20 protein-coding genes are annotated in these 15,514 nt (G+C 72.5%); 15 read left to right on the forward strand and 5 right to left on the reverse strand.

Going from position 1 to position 15,514, the window contains the following annotated elements; genetic code table 11:
* Position 1: 1 nt before the first annotated feature.
* Genes ACLJQE_RS26990 through ACLJQE_RS27015 form a run of 6 tightly spaced genes read left to right on the forward strand, consistent with a single transcriptional unit; the run spans position 2 to position 4,335 of the window.
* Positions 2–451, forward strand: a complete 450-nt coding sequence (locus tag ACLJQE_RS26990) for an acyl-CoA thioesterase (protein WP_043785486.1) — start codon at positions 2–4, stop codon at positions 449–451.
* A gap of 1 nt (position 452) precedes the next feature.
* Positions 453–1,025: a flavin reductase family protein gene (locus ACLJQE_RS26995; RefSeq protein WP_410642172.1), complete on the forward strand. Its 573-nt coding sequence runs from the start codon at positions 453–455 to the stop codon at positions 1,023–1,025.
* 23 nt (positions 1,026–1,048) lie between these two features.
* A complete protein-coding gene (locus ACLJQE_RS27000; RefSeq protein ID WP_410642173.1) occupies positions 1,049–2,146 on the forward strand; it encodes an SDR family NAD(P)-dependent oxidoreductase in 1,098 nt (365 codons plus the stop codon).
* Positions 2,143–2,385, forward strand: coding sequence for a DUF6222 family protein (locus ACLJQE_RS27005; RefSeq protein WP_410642174.1), 243 nt, complete (start codon positions 2,143–2,145; stop codon positions 2,383–2,385). The genes ACLJQE_RS27000 and ACLJQE_RS27005 overlap by 4 nt, the downstream gene beginning before the upstream one ends.
* Entirely contained in the window at positions 2,382–4,085 is a 1,704-nt protein-coding gene (locus ACLJQE_RS27010) for an acyl-CoA carboxylase subunit beta (RefSeq protein WP_410642175.1), read from the forward strand. The genes ACLJQE_RS27005 and ACLJQE_RS27010 overlap by 4 nt, the downstream gene beginning before the upstream one ends.
* Before the next feature lie 31 nt (positions 4,086–4,116).
* A complete protein-coding gene (locus tag ACLJQE_RS27015) occupies positions 4,117–4,335 on the forward strand; it encodes an acyl-CoA carboxylase epsilon subunit (protein WP_410642176.1) in 219 nt (72 codons plus the stop codon).
* A 286-nt stretch (positions 4,336–4,621) separates the two neighbouring features.
* Here ACLJQE_RS27015 and ACLJQE_RS27020 read toward each other — a convergent pair whose 3' ends face one another.
* On the reverse strand, positions 4,622–4,792 hold the full coding sequence (locus ACLJQE_RS27020) for a hypothetical protein (RefSeq protein WP_410642177.1): 171 nt from the start codon (positions 4,790–4,792) through the stop codon (positions 4,622–4,624).
* Positions 4,793–4,979: 187 nt separating this feature from the next.
* On the opposite strand from ACLJQE_RS27020, the gene ACLJQE_RS27025 reads away from it, so the two are divergent.
* The 6 genes from ACLJQE_RS27025 to ACLJQE_RS27050 all read left to right on the forward strand — a co-directional run bounded on the left by ACLJQE_RS27025 (position 4,980) and on the right by ACLJQE_RS27050 (position 8,740).
* Entirely contained in the window at positions 4,980–5,159 is a 180-nt protein-coding gene (locus ACLJQE_RS27025; protein WP_410642178.1) for a hypothetical protein, read from the forward strand.
* 172 nt (positions 5,160–5,331) lie between these two features.
* Complete coding sequence (locus ACLJQE_RS27030) at positions 5,332–5,658, forward strand: DUF6235 family protein (protein WP_410642179.1); 327 nt, start codon at positions 5,332–5,334, stop codon at positions 5,656–5,658.
* 256 nt (positions 5,659–5,914) lie between these two features.
* Positions 5,915–6,400 (forward strand): DUF6423 family protein, encoded by a 486-nt coding sequence (locus ACLJQE_RS27035; RefSeq protein ID WP_410642476.1) that lies wholly within the window; start codon positions 5,915–5,917, stop codon positions 6,398–6,400.
* A gap of 31 nt (positions 6,401–6,431) precedes the next feature.
* A complete protein-coding gene (locus ACLJQE_RS27040; RefSeq protein ID WP_410642180.1) occupies positions 6,432–7,775 on the forward strand; it encodes an FAD-dependent oxidoreductase in 1,344 nt (447 codons plus the stop codon).
* Positions 7,768–8,229, forward strand: coding sequence for a DUF6187 family protein (locus ACLJQE_RS27045; RefSeq protein WP_410642181.1), 462 nt, complete (start codon positions 7,768–7,770; stop codon positions 8,227–8,229). The genes ACLJQE_RS27040 and ACLJQE_RS27045 overlap by 8 nt, the downstream gene beginning before the upstream one ends.
* Complete coding sequence (locus ACLJQE_RS27050) at positions 8,201–8,740, forward strand: carboxymuconolactone decarboxylase family protein (RefSeq protein WP_410642182.1); 540 nt, start codon at positions 8,201–8,203, stop codon at positions 8,738–8,740. The genes ACLJQE_RS27045 and ACLJQE_RS27050 overlap by 29 nt, the downstream gene beginning before the upstream one ends.
* Before the next feature lie 73 nt (positions 8,741–8,813).
* On the opposite strand, the gene ACLJQE_RS27055 is transcribed toward ACLJQE_RS27050, so the two are convergent.
* A complete protein-coding gene (locus ACLJQE_RS27055) occupies positions 8,814–10,169 on the reverse strand; it encodes a cation:proton antiporter (protein WP_410642183.1) in 1,356 nt (451 codons plus the stop codon).
* A gap of 196 nt (positions 10,170–10,365) precedes the next feature.
* Between ACLJQE_RS27055 and ACLJQE_RS27060 the strand changes: the two genes are divergently transcribed.
* Positions 10,366–10,794 carry a neocarzinostatin apoprotein domain-containing protein gene (locus tag ACLJQE_RS27060; RefSeq protein WP_410642184.1) on the forward strand — a complete coding sequence of 143 codons (429 nt, stop codon included), beginning with the start codon at positions 10,366–10,368 and terminating at the stop codon, positions 10,792–10,794.
* Between the two features lie 60 nt (positions 10,795–10,854).
* Here ACLJQE_RS27060 and ligA read toward each other — a convergent pair whose 3' ends face one another.
* The 3 genes from ligA to ACLJQE_RS27075 all read right to left on the reverse strand — a co-directional run bounded on the left by ligA (position 10,855) and on the right by ACLJQE_RS27075 (position 14,080).
* Entirely contained in the window at positions 10,855–12,960 is a 2,106-nt protein-coding gene (gene ligA, locus ACLJQE_RS27065; RefSeq protein WP_410642186.1) for an NAD-dependent DNA ligase LigA, read from the reverse strand.
* A gap of 151 nt (positions 12,961–13,111) precedes the next feature.
* On the reverse strand, positions 13,112–13,588 hold the full coding sequence (locus ACLJQE_RS27070) for an SgcJ/EcaC family oxidoreductase (RefSeq protein ID WP_410642187.1): 477 nt from the start codon (positions 13,586–13,588) through the stop codon (positions 13,112–13,114).
* 24 nt (positions 13,589–13,612) lie between these two features.
* Entirely contained in the window at positions 13,613–14,080 is a 468-nt protein-coding gene (locus ACLJQE_RS27075; RefSeq protein ID WP_235190988.1) for an SgcJ/EcaC family oxidoreductase, read from the reverse strand.
* Positions 14,081–14,295: 215 nt separating this feature from the next.
* Between ACLJQE_RS27075 and ACLJQE_RS27080 the strand changes: the two genes are divergently transcribed.
* Entirely contained in the window at positions 14,296–14,751 is a 456-nt protein-coding gene (locus ACLJQE_RS27080) for an SgcJ/EcaC family oxidoreductase (RefSeq protein WP_410642188.1), read from the forward strand.
* Positions 14,752–14,761: 10 nt separating this feature from the next.
* On the forward strand, positions 14,762–15,310 hold the full coding sequence (gene tpx, locus ACLJQE_RS27085) for a thiol peroxidase (RefSeq protein WP_410642189.1): 549 nt from the start codon (positions 14,762–14,764) through the stop codon (positions 15,308–15,310).
* The last annotated feature ends 204 nt before the right edge of the window (positions 15,311–15,514 follow it).

Genomic DNA, 15,514 nt, shown 5'->3' on the forward strand with positions numbered 1-15,514 from the left:
AATGTCCGACTACTACGAGATCCGCCACACGGTCGGCTTCGAAGAGACCAACCTGGTGGGCAACGTCTACTACGTGAACTACGTGCGCTGGCAGGGCCGGTGCCGGGAGATGTTCCTGAAGGAGAAGGCGCCCGCGGTCCTCGAAGAGGTGCGGCACGACCTCAAGCTCTTCACCCTCAAGGTGGAGTGCGAGTTCTTCGCCGAGATCACCGCGTTCGACGAGCTGTCCATCCGGCTGCGGCTGGAAGAGCTCACCTCGACGCAGGTCCAGTTCGCCTTCGACTACGTGCACCTGCACCCGGACGGCGAGCGGCTGGTCGCCCGCGGCCGGCAGCGGATCGCCTGCATGCGCGGCCCGAACACCGCCACCGTGCCGTCGCGGGTGCCCGAGCAGCTGCGCGAGGCGCTGGCGCCGTACGCCACCTCCGCGGTGAACGGCAAGGGAGCGTGACGTGGGCGACGCCGGGGAAACCATCGAACGGACGGTGCTGAAGCGGCTGCCGACCCCGCCGGGCCGACGGCACCTGTCCACCCAGACCGGCCTGCGCGAGGTGATGGCGCAGTTCGCCACCGGCGTCACCGTGCTCACGGCGGGCGGCGAGGCGGGCCACGGCATGACGGCCAACGCGTTCTCGTCCGTCTCGCTGGAGCCGCCGATGGTGCTGTGCTGCGTGTCACGGGCCGCCCGGATGCACGCCGCCATCGTCAGCGCCGGCTCGTACGCCGTGAACATCCTGGCGGCCGACCAGCAGGACCTGTCCAAGTACTTCGCCGACTGGCGCCGTCCCAACGGGATGGCCCAGTTCGACTCGGTGAACTGGACGCCGGGGACGAAGACCGGGGCCCCGCTGCTGGGCGGGGCGCTGGCCTGGCTCGAGTGCGAGCTCGCCGCCGTCTACGAGGGCGGCGACCACTCGATCTTCCTGGGCCGGGTGCTGACGTCGAGCCGCGGCCCCGGGGACGACGCCCTGGTGTTCTACGGCGGCGGCTACCACGAGATCGACGGCCGCGCCCGCGCGGCCTGAGACTCCACGACAAGGGGGACACGATGCTGGTGGCGGTGACCGGGGGCACCGGTTTCCTCGGTGCGCACACCGTGGCGGCGTTGCTGCGCCACGGGCACCGGGTGCGGCTGCTCGCCCGCGACCCCGGGCGGGTCCCGGCCGCGCTCGGCCCGCTCGGGGCCGACCCGGCCGCGGTCGACGTCGTCCACGGCGACGTCGCCGACCCGGCCGCCGCCGCCCGTCTCGTGTCCGGTGTGGACGGTCTGCTGCACGCCGCCGGCGTCTACACCTTCGACCCCCGGCGGCGCACCGAACTGCGGCGGGTTAACGAGCACGGCACCGATGTCGTGCTCGGGGCGGCCCGCCGCGCCCGCACCGGCCGGATCGTGCACGTGTCCACGGTCGGGGCCCTGTACCCCGCCGCGGACGGCACGATCGGGCCGGGCACCCCGGTCGGCCGGTCGCGCGAGGCCTACCTGGCCTCGAAGGCGGCCGCCGAGACGATCGCCCGGCGGCACCGCGCCGAGGGAGCGCCGGTGACGATCACGCGGCCGCCGGCGCTGCTCGGCCCGCACGACCCGCACCTGGGCGACCAGAACGCGCGGCTGCGGGACCTGCTGCGCGGCCTGACGCCGATCTGGCCGTCCGGGGGCCTGCCGCTCGGCGACGTCCGGGACAGCGCCGAGCTGCACGCGCGGCTCTTCGACGGCCCGGCCGCGCTCGGCCCGGACTTCTTCGGCCCCGGCGAGTTCGTGGCCACCCGCGAGTACCTCGCCACCGTGCGCGCGGTCACCGGCCGCCGGCTCCCGGCGGTGTTCCTGCCGGCCCGCGCCCTGACCGGCGTCGGCCGGGCCGCCGACCTCCTCCAGCGGTGGTGGCCGGCGCACCTCCCCGTTCAGTACGGCGCGATCCACGTGTGCGCGGTCGCCGTGCCCGTCGAGCCGGGTGCCCCGGTCGCCGGGGTGCCCGCACGGCCGCTCGCGGAGACGGTGGCGGACACCGTGGCCTGGCTGGCCGCGACCGGCAGGCTCACCGCGCGGCGGGCCGGCCGGGCGGCTCGCCCGGCGGAAGCTCGTTCGACAGTTCCAGCAGCCGGGGCCGGCTCCGCCGGCGCCGGACCGACCGGAAAGGCACTGGCATGACCGCGCACGAGGAGACCGAAGGCACCGCCCGCCCGTTCCGGCTCGTCCGGGACCCGATCGCCGAGCCTGCCGCCGCACCCGCCGCACCCGCCGCACCCGCCGCCGAGGCGGCCCCGGTGCCGCCGCCGATCTCGCGCCCGATGCCGCGCCTCGGCCGCGGCATCGTGTGGAGCTCGATCGTCGCCGAGATCGAGCAGGACCACCAGGAGCGCCTCGGCCGCCTGCGGGACGCGGCGTGAGCGGTCCGTCCGACGCCGGCGCCCAGCGCACCGACGACGCCGACGTGGTGCCCCTGTCCGACGGCGACCGCCGCGGGCACGGGCACCACCGCCGGTCGCTGCCCGCCGGCGAAGCCCAGGTCATTTCCCTGCACCCGGCCACCGAGCTCGAGCCGGGCATGTCGTTGCTGCGCAAGCGGCGCGACGAGCTGGCCGCGCACGTGGCCGACGGGCGGCTGGACGCGGTGCGGCGGCAGCACTCCCTCGGCAAGTTCACCGCGCGCGAGCGGCTGGCCCTGCTGCTGGACGAAGACTCCTTCACCGAGGTCGAGCCCTACCGGCGCCACCAGGCCCGCGGGCTCGGGCTCGAGGACAACCGCCCGTACACCGACGGCGTCGTCGCCGGCTCGGGGACGATCGACGGGCGCCGCGTGTTCGTCTACGCGCAGGACTTCACCGTCTTCGGCGGGTCGCTCGGCGAGGCGCACGCGGCGAAGATCCAGAAGGTGCTGGACCTGGCCGTGGCCACCGGTTCCCCGGTGATCGCGCTCAACGACAGCGGCGGCGCGCGCATCCAGGAAGGCGTGATGGCGCTCAACGGCTACGGCGGCATCTTCCGCCGCCAGGTCGAGGCGTCCGGGGTGATCCCGCAGATCAGCGTCATCCTCGGCCCGTGCGCCGGCGGCGCGGCGTATTCGCCGGCACTGGCCGACTTCACGTTCATGGTGCGCGACACCGGCTGGATGTTCCTCACCGGGCCGGACGTGGTCGAGTCGGTGACCGGGCGGCGGGTCACCGCCGACGAGCTCGGCGGCGCGGATACCCACGGCCGGCACTCCGGCGTGGCCACCGTGGTGCACGACGACGAGGAGACCTGCCTCGCCGACGTCCGCTACCTCGTGTCGCTGCTGCCGCGCAACTACCTCGAGCCGGCCCCGGCCACGCGCGAGACCGGCGCGACCGCCGACTGGCGGCCGCGGCTGGCCGAGCTGGTGCCCGCCGAGCCGAACCGGCCCTACGACATGCGCGACGTCTTCGCGGAGATCGCCGACGACGGCGAGTTCTTCGCGCTGCACGAAGGCTGGGCGCCGAACGTGCTCTGCGCGCTGGCGCGCGTCGACGGCCGGGTCGTCGGCTTCGTCGGCAACCAGCCGTGCGTGCTGGCCGGCGTCCTCGACGGGCCGGCGTCGCAGAAGGCGGCGCGGTTCGTGCGGTTCTGCGACGCCTTCGGCATCCCGCTGGTCACCCTGGTCGACGTGCCGGGCTTCCTGCCCGGCGTGGACGAGGAGCGCGGCGGGATCATCCGGCAGGGTGCGCAGCTGCTGCACGCCTACTGCGAGGCGACCGTGCCGCGGATCCAGGTCATCGTGCGCAAGGCCTACGGCGGCGCGTACATCGTGATGGACTCCCGGTCGATCGGCTGCGACCTGTCGCTGGCCTGGCCCACCAACGAGATCGCCGTCATGGGCGCGGAGGGGGCGGTGAACGTGCTGTTCCGCCGCGACCTGGCCGCGTCGGCCGATCCGGCCGAGCTGCGCGGGAAGCTGGTCCGCGAGTACACCGCCGAGTACCTGGACCCGCAGTACGCGGCCGAGCGCGGGCTGGTCGACGACGTGATCGACCCGGCCGACACCCGGGCCGCGATCGCCCGCGGGCTGGCCATGCTGCAGGACAAGCGCAAGCCCGGCCCGCAACGCAAGCACGGCAACCACCCGATCTGAGCACCCCCGAACCCAGTATCCGAGGTGTCCGATGGCGGCAACCGAACCGGCCGTGCCCGGCTTCCGGGTGGTCCGCGGGCTGCCGGACGACGTCGAGCTGGCGGCCCTGGTCGCCGCGCTGCTCGTCGCGGCCGCACCCGTCCCGCTCCCGGCCCCCGCGCGCCCGGCGTGGGCGGACCCGGCCTGGCGCCGGGACGCGCCCCTGGTGGCGCGGCCGGGCGCGTGGCGTCTGTCGGGCCTCCCGCGCTGACCGGCCCCTGAACGTCGCGAATGAGTCATTTCGGGACCTCTGACGTCCCGAATGTCTCATTCGCGACGTTTCACTCCCGCTCGTGCCCGCGCGGTGACGCCGAGTCGCCCCGGCCCCAAGCGCCCCAATGTGGCCTTCGGTGCGTTGGACGCACCGAAGGCCACATTGGGTGCGTTGGACGCAACCAAGGCCACATTGGGGCGCTTGAGCGGCGGGACGGCCGGCGGGGTCACCGGCTACCGGCTACCGGCGCCTCAGGCCGCCTGGGGCGCCTTTTTCGTGCCCCTCAGGCCGCCGCTTCCCCGGCCTCGAAGACGTCGTAGGCGTCGAACTCGTCGCTGTCCCACGGCAGCGCCGGGGACCACCGGCGTGCCGCGGTCGCGCGCGCCGTGGGCGGCCGGTGCCCGAGGTCATCGTCTCGGGTGAAGATTTCGCCGTCGTCCGGACGCTCGGTCATCACGCACCTCGGGGGTTCTCGGCGGGCGGAAGTCGTGCCTGTCCAGCACACCTCGTCTCGCGCTGTCCCCGCGTCTCGCCTCCTGCGGACCGGCCCGGCTCGATCGGCGGGCCAGCGGCACTCCAGGCGCGCTCGACGCCGGTGCCGCACCATGGTGGGTCACCAGGAGTGAAACGGAGGTACCGCGATGACCGCGCCCCAGACCCGGATCGATCGTGAACCGCCGGTGGGCGGGCCGGCCGTCCCCGGACCCCGCACCGCGCCGGAGGACGCCGGCGGCCGGCTGGTCGCCGAGGCGCTGGGGGAGATCCCCGCGCCGGCCCAGCGGGAGTACCTCCGCGACACGATCGTGCTCGGCTACAACTGATCCCTTGCCGGAGCGCAAGATTCGAGATGCCGGGGCGGCTCCGGCACCGCCACACTGGAAGCTGTTTCGCACCGGGTGTCCCCGGCGCCCGGCGGGGACACACGGCAGGCCCCGCGAGCGGTTCGGGACCGGCCCCGGCTCGTCGGCGCACGCTCGGTAGGGAGGCCAGCGGATGGCTATGCGCCTCCAGCTCGTTGCGGGTGTCGAGGTGCTCGAAGAATGGGCGGACTCGGCAACCCAGGCCGAACGGAATGTGCTCTACGAAGCACTGTTCGCGATCGGCGACGGTTCCGTTTTTCTCATTTACGACGTTTTCGGCGACCCTGACGACATTTCGAACTTCATCATTCTGGTGAAAGCCGACCTGATGGTGAAGATCAATGTCCAGCGCGCCGAGTCCGCCTTCGAGATCCTCTACGTCGGCACCCTCGACGACGACGCCTCCGTGGCGATCCCCGAGATCGCGGCCGAGGTCGAAGTAGATATCGACGAAGGCTGACTCCGCCGCGTCGCCCAGTGATCACTGCTCCGATCGGCCGTGCGCGGCGCGGGTCGAGAAGTCCAGCGGCGTGGGCGGGATGGCCCTCGCAAACGTGCATTCGTCACCTTGACAGTGTCTCCGGCCCTGTGGAACTCTCGGCTTGTTCGCAGTTCATGGGGGTTCCCGGGGGCAAAATCAAGGAGGCTGCGCAATGTCGTCACCGGAATTCGCCGGTCTGGATGTATCCGGCCGGGTCCGCGCGCGGGACATCCAGATGGCCGGGGTCGCCGACGTCCGCCGCAGGGTGCTGATGATCTCCGGCGCCATCGACACCACCGACCACGACGTCTCGGTCAGCGTCAACCTGCCCGAACCGGGCCGCTGGCAGATCATCAAGTCCGAGACCAACCTGACCGACCAGACGTGGGTCGCGATGCAGGTCGTGATGGACGACGAGTCGACGTTCGTCAACGACCCGGAGTCGCTGGTGATGTCGAGGCAGTTCTCGAAGTCGTTCATGACGCCCGACCAGCGGCGGCTGACCTTCTACGGCGGCGAGGTCCGCCCGGGGGAGGCCGTGCTCAAGGTCTACGAGATGGAGACCAGCGCCCGCAAGCCGGCCTACTCCTACTCGCGGTACAGCCCGATCGCCACCGACAGCATGGAGCAGTCCCAGCAGACGCTCGAAGAGCTCGTCACGAACGGGATGGCCCGGCGGCCGATGGTCGAGCTCATCGTCCCGGTCACCGTGATCGGCTGAGCCGGATGCCGATCGGACGCCGGGGGGCCTCGTGAGCACCACTTTCGTCCCGGGGCCGCACCTGCTCGAGTCGCCACGGGGCCGGGACTGGCCGCGGCTGCCCGCCGCGCCGGTCCCCGGTCGCGGGGCGGTGCCGCCGGAGCGGGCCGACGTCGTCGTCGTGGGGGCGGGCCCGGCAGGGCTGGCCGTCGCGTCGGCGCTGTGGCACCACGGCGTGTCCGACGTGGTCGTGCTCGACCGGGCCGGCCGGCCGTGCGGGCGGTTCTTCGGCCGGGTCGACCTGCTCGGCCAGCGGGTGCTGCGCTCGCCGTACGAGCACCACCCCGGCGTCGAGGGCTACCGCGACTGTGAGCTGCTCGACTTCGCGCGGCTGCACTGGGGGCGGCTGACGCCGGTCGAGCGCCGGGAGGTCCGGATGGCGCAGGCCGGGCACCGCTCGGTCGTGCCGGTCGACGTCTTCGAGGCCTACTGCGACCACCTGGTGGACACCCACGGGGTGGCGGAGAAGACCTGGCGGGCCACGGTCCGCGAGGTCCTCCCGGCGGACGACCGCGTCACCGTGCGCACGGACCGCGGCCCGGTCACCGCCCGCCACGTCGTGCTCTGCCCCGGCGAGGAGCGGCGTGAAGCGCCCGAAGAGTGGTGGGGCGGCGGGGCCGCGCCACCGGGGGTCTCCCACTGGGACGAACGGGTTCCGGCGGCCGGCGAGCGGCAGGTGGTCGTCGGGGCCGGACTGACCTCGGCGCACCTGATCTCGAACGCCCTCGAGGCCGGCCGGGAGGTGCACTGGGTGGTCCGCGAGCCAGGCGAGCGCTACCAGTGCGCCGACGTCAACTCGAAGTTCTTCCGGCCCGAGGGCCGCGCCCGGATCGGCAACGTCGGCTGGGCGGACCGGCTGCGGCTGATCGCCGAGTTCCGGCGGGCGTCGATCATGTTCGAGTTCCGCCCGCAGCTGGAGCGGGCCGAGGCCGAGGGGCGCCTGGTGGTGCACCGCGGCGAGGCGATCACCGGGGTGACGGCCGGGGCCGGCGGCACGGCCGTGCTGCGGCTGGCCGGGGGACGCCGGGTCGCCGGCGACTGCGCGGTGCTCGCGCTGGGCACCACGCCGGAGACCGGTCGCGGGCTGATGCCCGAAGAGGTCGTCGGCGAGCGCGACGGCTGGCCGGAGCTCGACGAGCGCACGCTGGCCTACGCGTACGCCCCCCGGGTGTCCGTGGTCGGCGCGGCCGCGGGCATGGTGCTCGGCCCGGCGGCCCGCAACATCGACGGCCACCGCGTCGCCACCGCCCGCGTCGCCGAGTCGATCGCGCGCAGCCTCCGCGGCGAGGCTCCCGTCGCGGCGCCGGTCAGAGCGAAGGTGGGTGCCGGTGTCTGACCAGGAGCCCTACGACTCGCGCTTCACCCTGCCCGACGTCGACGCCCCGCCCGGGACCGAGGTCGGGGTCATCCTGCTGGGCCTGGAGCCGGACCGGCTGCTCGCCGGGCTCGGCTTCGCCCGCCTGGCCGACGACCCGGGACTGGTCACCCAGGCGGTCGACCGGGCCCGCCACGGCGTCTTCACGGCCGACCTGGCCGGGCTGACCGCGGCCGGGCTGGCGCAGTGGCGGGCGTGGCGCCCGCTGGTCGACGCCAAGCCGGGACGGCCGGAGGCGGGGGCGCTGCGGCAGGAGTGGGCGAACTCGGCCGACCGGATCGCGGGGGCCGTGCCGGACGCCGGTCCGGCGGCGCGGGCGTACCTGACGGCCTGCTGGATCCGCCGCGACGAGATCGACCGGCTCGCCGACCGAAAGGAAGATCCCGATGTCGTATCTGAAGTCGTTGCCGGCTGAAACGACGCTCCTCCAGGTTTTCCAGTCCTACCCCGGCCCGGCGCGGCACCTGCTGGCGTTCCACGAAACGCTGCTGCGCGGGGAATCGCCGTTCTCGCCGGGGGAACGGGAAATGATCGCGGCCTACGTTTCCGGCGTGAACAGCTGCGACTACTGCCACGGCATCCACACCGTGACGGCGGAGGCGTTCGGAGTGCCGGAAGGCGTCCTGACGGCGGCCGTGGCGGACCTGGAGAGCGCGCCGGTCGCCGACAAGCTGAAGCCGGTCCTGGCCTACGTGGGCAAGCTGACGCGCACGCCGTCCCGGATGACCGAGGCCGACGCCGAGGCCGTGTTCGCGGCGGGCTGGGACGAGCGGGCCCTGCACGACGCGGTGCTCGTCTGCGCGTTGTTCAACTTCATGAACCGGATGGTCGAGGGCCTGGGCATCGAGGCCGACGCGGCGTACGCGACGACGTCCGGCGAACGGCTGGCCGAAGGCGGGTACGCCGGCCTGGCCGACATGCTCTGAGGCAAACAGAAGGGGGCTTCCCGCACCAGGTGCGGGAAGCCCCCTTCTATTGTGTCTGTCCTCTGTGGACCCTTCAAGCGGCCTTGCGCTGCTGTGCGATGTCCGGTGTGGACAGTGAGTGACCCAGCCACTGCTCGTGGTCGAGCTGCCGCAGCCGCTCGTCCTCGGTGCGGGCCACCCGGCGCATCGACAGCCGCAGCAGCGGCGGCGCCATCACCGACGTCACGATCGCGACCAGCACCACCATCGTGTAGGTGGCGGTGTTGAGCACGCCGAGCCGCAGGCCGGTCAGCGCCACGATCACCTCGATCACCCCGCGGGCGTTCATCCCCGCGCCGAGTGCGAGCCCTTCCCAGCGGCTGAGCTTGCTGAGCCGCGCGCCGGCGTAGGCGCCGGCGAACTTGCCGATGATGGCCAGCGCCAGCAGGGCGAGCGCGGCCAGCGCCGTGGTCGGGTGCCACAGCGCGGTCAGGTCCATCCGGAGCCCGGCCGTGGCCAGGAACAGCGGCGCCAGCACGGAAAGCACCACCGTGCGCAGCGCGGCGAGCTTCGCCTGCGCCGCCCGCGACTGCGCGATCAGGATGCCGCCCACGAACGCGCCGAACACCGGTTCCATCCCGAGGCTGTGCGTGGCGGCGGCGAACGCCAGCAGGATGATCACCGCCATGGCGACCGCCGGGCCCGGCTCCTCCCGGCGGGCGGCGAGGTCCATCAGCTTCCGCACCAGTACGCGCCCGATGGTCCCGGCCAGCGCGACGAACCCGACCAGGTAGCCCACGGACAGCGAGACGACGCCGGCCGTGACGCCGACCGTCGCGGCCGCGGTGACCACCGATAGCAGCAGCCAGCCGACCGCGTCGTCGATCATCCCGGCCGCCAGGGTCAGCTGGCCGATGTTGCGGTGCAGCAGGCGCATGTCGGTGAGGGTCTTGGCGATCACGGGGATCGCCGTGACGCACATGGCGACCCCGATGAACAGGGCGAACACCCAGCGTTCGGAGTTCTGGCCGAGCAGGGAGCCGGGCAGCACGAACCCGAGCGCGATGCCCAGCCCCAGCGGCACCAGCAGGCCGAACAGGCTCACCGTGGCGGCGACCCGGCCCCGGCGGCGCAGGATGCGCGTGTCGAGGTGCGTGCCGGTGATGCCGACCAGCAGCAGCACGGCGAACTGGCCGACCGCGTCGATCAGGTGGATCTGCTCGGCCGGCTGTGTGGGCAGCAGCCAGTTCGAGATGCCCGGCGCGAGGTGGCCCAGCAGGGACGGGCCGAGCAACATGCCGGTGACGAGCTCACCGACGACGGACGGCAGCCCGAAGCGCTCGCCGAGGCGGCCGAGCAGCTTGGCCAGGGTCAGCAGGACCAGCAGGCCCAGCAAGAACAGCAACAGGGGATGGGGCGCGATCGGCGCCACCGGCGCGGCAAGATGCATGGCTCGACCTCCACGGGAGTACTCCAGCCGAGTTTGCGGTAACGGCGGGCAGCAGGCGTCTCGATTCATGCGGAACGCACAAATCATTGCTGTGCTTTTCCGGAAATGTCGGGGCAACACCCGCGTTACCGTACGATCCGGGCAGGGGTCCGACTTTTCCGTTTCCTTATCGCTGTCGAACGACAGGAGTTCTTCCATGCGTACGAGAATCCGCCGGATCGCGGCCGTGGCGGCGGTGGCCGCCGGGCTGACGGCCGTGGCCGCACCCGTCGCCTCGGCCTCGGCCGCGTCGACGGTGCACCTCTTCGCGGCGCCGACGTTCGCGTTGTCCGCCAACGCCACCGTCGCGGCGGTGGTCGTCGGGCTGCCCCCGAACAGCACGTTCTGGGTCGGCGAGTGCGGTTGGGTGCCGACCGGCTGCGCCGGCAACCCGGCGACGGTCGTCGAAGTCCACAGTGACGCCAACGGCGTTGCGTACACGACGATCGTGGCCCAGAAGAACTACGTCGGCAATATCGGCGACGGCGTCGACGTGGCGGTCGACTGTGCGGCGGTGCAGTGCACCCTGGGTGCCTATGACGCTTCCGTCACCGCGCTCGACCGGGTTGACATCCATTTCCGCTGAGGTCCGGTAAAAGGGCCGTCACCGGAATTCCGGTGACGGCCCTTTTGTCCGTTTCCGCTTTTAGGAGGCGAGGATTTCCGCGGCCCGCCCGTCGTCTCCGGCGTCGTGGGCGGAGAGGACTTCCGCGAACCGCTCCGCGGGCAGGATCCGGACGCCCAGGGCCCGCGCCTTGTCCACCTTGCCGCCCGAGCCGTCGCCGACGACCACGAGGTCCGTCTTGGCCGACACCGAGCCCGACGCCGTGCCGCCGAGCCGCTCGACGGCCAGGTTGCCTTCGTCGCGGTTCTTCAGCCCGGGCACCGCGCCGGTCACCACGACCCGCATCGGCGCGCCGTCGGGCCGGCGGAGCGGGAGGGCGGCGGGAGCGTCCGCGGCGGCCGGGGCCGCGAAGTCCGGCTCGGTCATGGTCAGGCCGCGGTCCTGGAGCTTCGCGATGACCGGGGCGAGCTCGGCCAGCTCGCCGGCGATGGTGACCGCCCGTTCCAGGCCGACGCCTTCGACCTCCTGCAGCTGCTCGGGCGTGGCCGCCAGCAGCGCGTCCATCGAGCCGAAGTGCCGGGCCAGCCGCCGCGACACCGCCCGCCCGGCCATCCGGATGCCGAGCCCGGTCAGCAGGCTCGACAGCGGCCGGCGCTTGGTGAGCTCGATCGCCGCGACCAGCTTGCCGCCGGAAATCTCGCCGAGGCCGTCGAGCGCGGCCAGCCGCGGCACGTCGAGGTCGTACAGGTCGGCCGGGTCCGCGACCAGCCCTTCGGCCACCAGCAGGTCGATGATCTTGCCGCCCATGCCCTCGATGTCCATCGCTTCGCGGGTGGCGTAGTGGGCGAGGATCTTCCGCGCGCCGCAGACCCGGCCGCCCGTGCAGCGCCAGCGCGTCTGCGAACGGTCGATCGCGGACCCGCAGTCGGGGCAGACCTCCGGCGGCGTGAACGGCTTGGCGTGCTCGGGCCGCTCGTCGAGCTTGGCGCCGGTGATCTCGGGGATCACGTCGCCCGCCCGGCGGACGAAGACGGTGTCGCCGACCCGGACGTTGCGGCGCTCGAGGTCGTCGAAGTTGTGCAGGGTCGCCGAGACGACCTTCACGCCGTCAATGAACACCGGCTCGAGCGTCGCGACCGGGGTGATCACGCCGGTGCGCCCGACCTGGACGTCGATGGCCAGCAACCGGGTGCTGCGGGTGTCGGCCGGGAACTTCACGGCCACGCCCCAGCGCGGCGCCTTGGTCGAGGCACCGGCGGCGGCGCGGTCCTCGGGCCGGTCGGCCTTGATGACGGCGCCGTCCACGCCGTAGCCGAGAGAGCCGCGCAGGTCCCGGATCTCGGCGACCGCCGCCTCGATCTCTTCGGTGCCGCGGCACACCTTCAGCGCGGGCTTGGCCGCGGCCGTCGTCGCGACCCCCAGCTCTTCCAGCCGCGCCATGGCTTCCGAGTGCGTTTCGTCGTCGGCCATCCCCTGCACGGAGTAGGCGACGAACGACAACGGCGCGGAGTAGGCGCGATCGATCGCGCGCAGCGTCCCGGCGGCGGCGCTGCGCGGGTGCGCGAACGCCGGCTCGCCGTGGCCGGTGCGCAGCTCGTTGGCCGTGGCGAAGTCCTCGTCGGTCATGAACACCTCGCCGCGGACCTCGATCGTCCGGGGTGAGGACAGTTTCGCGGGCAGGCCCTTGGCCTGGATCGCGCGGGTGGTGACGTCCTCGCCCATCGTCCCGGTGCCGCGCGTGAGGACCAGCGTCAGCCGGCCGCGGGAGTAGCGGGCCGCCACGGCGAGGCCGTCCAGCTTCGGTTCGACCGTGTAGGCCGCGACCGGGTGGCCGAGGACGCGCTCGAGCCGGGCCGCCCACTTCCGCAGCGACTCGGTGTCGAAGACGTTGTCCAGGCCCAGCATCGGCGTGCTGTGCGGGACTTCGGTCCCGGGCGCGACGCCCGCGCCGACGGCCTCGGTCGGGGTGTCCGGAGCCTTCCACGCTGGGTGCGCGGCCTCGGTCGCGATCGCGCGGGCCAGCAGGGCGTCGTAGGCGTCGTCGTCCATGAGCACGTCCGGGCCGGCGTAGTACGCGGCCGCGGCGGCGCGGATTTCGGCGAGTGCCTTCTCGTAGCGCGCGACCGACGGGAAGGGCCGCGCCTTCGCCGGGTCGACGGGGTCGCCGGTGGAAAGGGCCGTGGTCATCGAAATCCCCCGCTCTTCGGCCGTCGGGTGGGCCGGACGGGCCCGCTGGGGACGCTAGTCCCGGAGGCGTCGTCCGCCATCTCCCAGAATGCCGTGCAGGCCACCTTGAGGAACTTCAAGTTCCTCGAGGTGGCCTGCACGGCGTCGGTGCTCAGCCCTTGACCGGGCTGCTCTGGTGCGAGAACAGGTTCAGGTCGCCGTCGGCGTTGCGGACGACCACCCAGACCGCGCGGATCTGGTTCTCCGGCGCGATCTCGGACTCACCGGCGCGGATGATCCCGCCCTCGGTGACCGCGATCGCGACGTTCTCGTCGAGGAACTTGACCTCGAGCGGCCAGCCGTAGACGTGCGCTCCCTTGAGGGGACCCGAGAACCCGGCGCGCATGTAGGCGCGGATCTCGTCCTGGCTGGTCAGCTGGTTGTCCTGGAGCAGCAGGCTGCCGTTGGCCGTGAACACGTCCGCGAACACGTCCGGGTCGTTCTTCAGCCAGGCGTCCTGGATGCGCTGCGGAACGGTGAGGACGGCCTTTTCGTCCGCGCTGGTGAATTCGCGGTAGAAAGAGGTGTCCTCGGTGACTCCGTGCGCGGCGAGGATCGCGGTGGCATCGCCCCACGAATTGGTCGGCACAATGATCTCCTGGTTCGTTTCGTGTTACCAGCGGAGGGTGGCGCCGGAGCCGCGCGGGCTGTTCTGGTAGACGGCCAGCTGCCATTCGTTGTCGCGCTTGACGACGACCCAGGTCGACCGGACGGCGAGTTCCTCGTCGATCTCGGTCTCGCCCGGGGCGAGGATGCCGCCGTGCGTGCGGATCAGCGCGACGGTGTCCGAGACGAACCGGAGGTTGACCGGCTTGCCGGTGACGCCCGTGCCCTTGAACGGCCCGGCGTAGGCGGCCGCCATGAACGAACCGATCTCGTCGCGGCCCTTCTTCAGCACGTCACCGGGCAGGATGAGGATGCCGTCCTCGGTGAAGGCCTTGGCGACGCCGTAGCCGTCGTTCTTGCTCCAGGCGGCGATCAGCCGCAGCGGGACGTCGAGGGCTTCCTTTTCCTTTTCGGAGGTGAAGGGCCCGTAGTAGTCGTCCAGCCTGGCCTGGTCGTCAGAAGTGGGTGCGGACACTGTTGCTTCTCCTTCGATCGGTCGGCCAACCAACGGGCAGGGATACGATCGGCCCATACGAGCTTTATGGTCACACGCGCACCGGGCCGGAAACCTCTCCTGCGTTGCCGCGGTTGCCCCGCCTTTTCCCGCAGGAGAGGAGATGCCCGGACGCGGTGTTCCCCGGAATGCTGGCCACGGAGATTCGAGCCAATTGACCAGCCAAGGAGAGCCGGATGTCCGAGAAGGCATCGTCCCTCGTCGCGGGGGCCAAGCAGTGGGCCACCTACTACGGCAAGTTCACCCAGGGCGAGGAGAGCGCCGCGCTGACCGCCCAGCTGCGCGCGCGGGCCGCCTGGGACGCGAACGACGCCGCCGCGTTCGCCGAGTCGTTCGCCGAGAACGGCAGCATCCTCGTCGACGACGAGCAGATCAACGGGCGTGACGCGATCCTGGCGTTCTTCACCGACGCCTTCGGCGCGACGCTCGCCGGGACCAAGCTGGTCACCGAGCCGATCGACGTCAAGGTCCTCGAGCCGGGCGTGGCCGTCGTGATCACCGACGGCGGCGTGCTCTACGACGGCGAGACCGCGGTGCCGGCCGAGCGCACCGTCCGCGGCACGTGGGTCGCCGCGCAGGTCGACGGCGAGTGGCGCGTGGTGTCCCAGCAGACCAGCCCGGTCAAGGGCTGAGGGGGCGGGCATGACGAGCACCGAACGCACCGGCGTCACGACGTTCCGGGGCAACCCGGTGACGCTGCTGGGCCCGGCGGTCGCCGTCGGCGACCAGGCGCCCGACTTCACCGCGCTGGCCAACGACATGGCCCCGGTCCGGTTCTCCTCGCTGAGCGGCACGACGCGGGTGATCTCGGTCGTCCCGTCGCTGGAGACGCCGGTCTGCGACATGCAGACGCGCCGCTTCAACGAAGCGGTGACCGAGCTCGGCGAGGCGTCGGTGCTGACGGTGTCGGTCGACCTCCCGTTCGCCCAGGCCCGCTGGTGCGGCGCGGCGGGCGTCGACGGCGTCCGGACCCTGTCCGACCACCGCGACCTGGCGTTCGGCCTGGCCTACGGCGTGGTCATCAAGGAGTTCCGCCTGCTGGCCCGCGCGGTGTTCGTGGTCGACGCCGCGGACACGGTGGTCCACGCCGAGTACGTCCCCGAAGTCGGCCAGGCCCCGAACTTCGACGCCGCGGTGATCGCGGCCCAAGGAGCCGAGACCGCGCGCCGCGCCACCGGTCGCGCCGCCTGACCGTTCTTTCACGACGGTCACTCCGCGAAGGCCGCCGCCCGGGTCCCCTCTGAACCCGGCCGGCGGCCTTCGCTTTGCCGTGTCGACCCCCCAATCACGTACCCGGAGAGTCGGACCGCGTACCTGGAGGGTCGGCCCGCGTACCTGAAAGGTCGGCTGGGGATCCGACTGTCTGGGTACGCAGGCCGACTCTCGGGGTACGCG

It is taken from the genome of Amycolatopsis sp. lyj-346 (genome assembly GCF_046548975.1).
In the GTDB taxonomy this organism is placed as follows: Bacteria; Actinomycetota; Actinomycetes; order Mycobacteriales; family Pseudonocardiaceae; genus Amycolatopsis.